Genomic DNA, 3,817 nt, shown 5'->3' on the forward strand with positions numbered 1-3,817 from the left:
AGAATCTTACCTTTGATCGACGGACCGTCTGGTCAAAGGAACCGATAAAAAGCTATAAAGAATCGGTAACTGCCGGGGGAAATGAAGTGATTCCCATCTCTTTAGAGCTTTTTATATTTATCGTATCTTCGCCAGAGAATTATGCTTCATGAGCCTGTTACTGTTCTACGCTTTCCTTGCGATCTTTTTCTCCTTTCTCTGCTCCATCCTGGAAGCCGTGTTACTCAGCGTAACCCCAACCTATATCAACCTCAAAAAAAAGGCAAAAAAAACATATGCCCTTGCCCTGGAAGAGCTTAAAAAGGATATCGACAAACCCCTGATTGCCATCCTTACCCTTAATACGATTGCGCATACGGTAGGGGCCATCCTGGTTGGAGTTCAGGCGAAAGTGGCTTATGCCGAACTCTACGGAGAACGTTCTCATACCATCTTCGGATTTACCTTCACCGAAGACTTAATGGTGGGGATCGTATCTACCATTATGACCGTCCTGGTCCTGGTGGCCTCGGAGATCATTCCCAAAACCATTGGAGCGAATTACTGGAGGGAACTTACTGGGATTTCTACTCAAATCCTCAGGGCCATGGTCTGGACCCTGCAAGTGACCGGGATTATGTGGGTATTACAGCTTTTCACCAGACTGCTGGGCAAAGGTCACGAGGGAAGTGTGCTGAGCAGGGAAGATTTTACCGTGATGGCCGACATGGCAGAAGAGGAAGGCGTCTTTGAAAAATCAGAATCCAAGGTGATCAAGAACCTCCTGCAGTTCGACGAGATCCTTGCCAAAGACATTATGACCCCCAGGGCCGTGATGAAGATCGCCCCTGACACCCAGACCATCGAAGAGTTCTTTGAACAGAATCCGCACCTGCGGTTTTCCAGGATCCCGATCTACGGGGAAACCGTAGACACTATTACAGGATTTGTCCTCAAAGACAATGTCATGGAAGAGATCATTAACGAGAACGGAAAGTTGACCCTCGCTGATATCAAAAGGGATATCCTGGTCACAAGAAGGGACACCCCCATTCCACAGTTGTTCGAAAACTTTATCAGAAAAAGAGAACACATTGCCCTGGTGGTAGACGAATACGGATCCGTAAGCGGCCTGGTCACCATGGAAGACGTGATAGAGACCCTGCTGGGTCTCGAGATCATGGACGAAAGCGACAATGTGGAAGACCTTCAGGTCCTCGCCAGGCGTAACTGGGAAGAACGCGCCAAGAAAACAGGGATCATCGAATAACAGAAGGCATCTTGATTCTCGGATCATTAAGGATATAAAAAAGAGCCGGTAGGACCGACTCTTTTGCTGTATTTTGATACCGGAAACTTATCTTTAATAGTCCGAATCCTCGTTACCTTCACCGATTGGTTCTTTCCCTGTACGCACGTAACCCAGTTTCAGATCGATATTATAGCTGAAATAGATCGGTTTTTCATGCCTCAACAGATCGATCACATTGGGGTACATGGAAAGGGGGTACCTCAGGTATACTAATTTGTTCCTCTTGTCATAGTGATTTTCTGGCACTTTCCCATCGGGATAGAAATTGACCTGCACTACAAAATCATCGTCGTGATAGCACTTGACAAGGGCCCGGGGATAAACTTTGTTTTTATCGCTTCCTCCGGACTGAAAATGGACCCAGTATTGGTTTATTTCGCTGGTAATCGTTTTCATGTTGAATTGGTTTTAATTATTCAGAAAGATAACAAGTTAAGGATTAATTCCCAAGATTTAATTGGGTTTCGAAAAAAGGCTGCTATAACCCCATGTCCGATATCCAAATTGTTGTACAGCGATCCACTTCTGAGAGGAATTTAGTTCGTGCAGGTTGAAACCAGCTTATTCCCCCACGTGATCCTTATAGAATTCGAATGCCTGATGCGCAACCTTCCTGCCGAGGGCCAGACCCTCTATATTGTCGGCCTGGATGTGGTATCCTCCCAGAACCCTGGAGATTCCTGCCATATTGGCCGTTTCCGTTAAGGTAGGGAAGTACAACTCTACCTCCTTCCATTCAGACTCCGGTTCCGTATAGGACCCTGCTGTAAACGGAACTCTTACCTCGAAGGTATCCGAACCCTTGTAAAGTCTCAACGCTTCTGCACAGGCCCCACTTACCGTGCTGTGTCCGGAAACGTAACTCGGAAAGGGAGGGCAGAGGAAAGAGTCCGGGGAATAAGGCCTCCATTGTTCCCCTTTCATTTTTGTCCACCCCTGGTCAAATCCGGCCCACCCCTCGATGTCCTGCCCTTTGAAATACTCGTGAACCAGGGCATAGGGCCTTGCGTAATCATAGAACATCTTGGCGTCCCAGGAAGCGATAAAGGCATCCATGGCCGTGATCTGGTTGAGAAAATACATCTTCACATCCTCGTCAAGGTCGTGCTGGTCCTTTTTGGATAATTCCTGGGCAAAGACCAGCCAGTGGCCTGCCTGCTGTACAGACTTGGGGCCGTCCCTCATAAATTCGACAAGAGCTTTTTGTTCGGCGGTCAGCTCAGCCTGCATCTGAACCACTTCCTCTACTTCCTTTTGCAATTGTTCTGAACCATACAGGGGCGGAGGGGGCGACCTGAACTGATCTGCCGACTCCAGGGTGATGGGTTCCACTTCCTGCCAGTAGGGCGTCAGGCAACCCGGCGCATAACGCTCACCTTCCAGGCTGATAAAGTATTTGGGCTGCCACCGGTTAATGTCGCTGTTGTCTTCTACTGAATTCACGGGCTGGTATCCCGTATAATCGAAATAAGGTGGATTGCCCTCCGACTCCTCTCCGTATTGGTTGGCGCCATCACCCTTTCGGTTTTTAATGACCGACATGGCGGCGAGATAGCCCACCCCGATTGGTGAATCTTCGTCCACGTCTTTTGCTTCGGGATCCAGCCCCAGATGGGTCATCCGTTCCTTAAAATAGAGGGAATCACTGTAATAATACTCCTTCATCGCGTAATAAGCCGCATAGGAGATGGAGATTTCCTTGTCCCTGAGAGAGCCCGGTCTTTTTTCGACCTCACTCAGATAAACAGGTCTGGCCTTTTCATCATAGACAGACCAGGCATCGAAGACAGCCGTAAAGATGAGGCCCAGGTAACGAGAAGTGATCGTCGGCCTTGGCAAAAAACGTTCCGTATCACGGGCCGTCGCCTCCAGGGCGACCTTACCCCAGAAATAGGCTATGTTGTCTTCTCCCTTTGGAGCCTGCAACCCCGTGAGGGACCCATTCTCAGAAGAATTATTACATGAAAAAAGTATCAGAGTGAGCAGGAAGATAAATTGGTTGGTCAATCTCATTATTTCAAAGCATTTATTAAATCTACAAATTTTCCCATATCCGATCAGAAAAAACTACTTTAGGGACTGACCAACCTCTGTTATGAAAAAATTACCCAATGCTTTTACCCTCATGCTTGGGCTCCTCTGTATGACCTGGGCAGCCACCTTTATCATTCCCAAAGGCAGTTATACGCGCATCACGGATTCTGAAAGCGGACTTATCACTGTGGTGAATGGCTCCTCTAAAGAGATCGAAGGGGAAGGTCTGGATGCCGAGCTGATGCGCAGCTACCTCGCGGTCTGGCAGGATAAAGACGCGTATGCGACGTCGCATGTTGGCTGGGGCATGAATCCGCGCGCGCGCTGGGATGCGCTGGTTATGTATGACAAAGGCGATATCAACGGCAGCGAGCAGCGGGCGTTCGCCGGAAACTTTCTTTACTCGACCGGCGCGAATGAATTCGCCGATCGCTTCACACTCGGCCATTTCGATCTGCCCGTGCGCAACTGCACGATGCATCTCGATGGTGA

At 48.7% G+C, this 3,817-nt stretch carries 3 protein-coding genes and 1 pseudogene; 2 read left to right on the plus strand and 2 right to left on the minus strand.

All coding sequences use genetic code 11. The features are described from left to right. Nucleotides 1-148 precede the first annotated feature (148 nt). On the plus strand, nt 149-1,249 hold the full coding sequence (locus ABYP73_RS12045) for a CNNM domain-containing protein (protein WP_372945936.1): 1,101 nt from the start codon (nt 149-151) through the stop codon (nt 1,247-1,249). Nucleotides 1,250-1,342: 93 nt separating this feature from the next. Here the strand turns inward: ABYP73_RS12045 and ABYP73_RS12050 are convergent, their stop codons facing one another. Together ABYP73_RS12050 and ABYP73_RS12055 are read right to left on the minus strand one after the other, a co-directional pair. Then, nucleotides 1,343-1,687, minus strand: a complete 345-nt coding sequence (locus ABYP73_RS12050; RefSeq protein WP_372945935.1) for a hypothetical protein — start codon at nt 1,685-1,687, stop codon at nt 1,343-1,345. 165 nt (nt 1,688-1,852) lie between these two features. After that, nucleotides 1,853-3,304 (minus strand): vanadium-dependent haloperoxidase, encoded by a 1,452-nt coding sequence (locus ABYP73_RS12055; RefSeq protein ID WP_372974492.1) that lies wholly within the window; start codon nt 3,302-3,304, stop codon nt 1,853-1,855. An 82-nt stretch (nt 3,305-3,386) separates the two neighbouring features. On the opposite strand from ABYP73_RS12055, the pseudogene ABYP73_RS12060 reads away from it, so the two are divergent. Next, nucleotides 3,387-3,817: pseudogene (locus tag ABYP73_RS12060) on the plus strand (hypothetical protein); the annotation flags it as partial.

Origin of the sequence: Muriicola sp. (genome assembly GCF_041567615.1) — a bacterium.
GTDB lineage: Bacteria > Bacteroidota > Bacteroidia > Flavobacteriales > Flavobacteriaceae > Muriicola.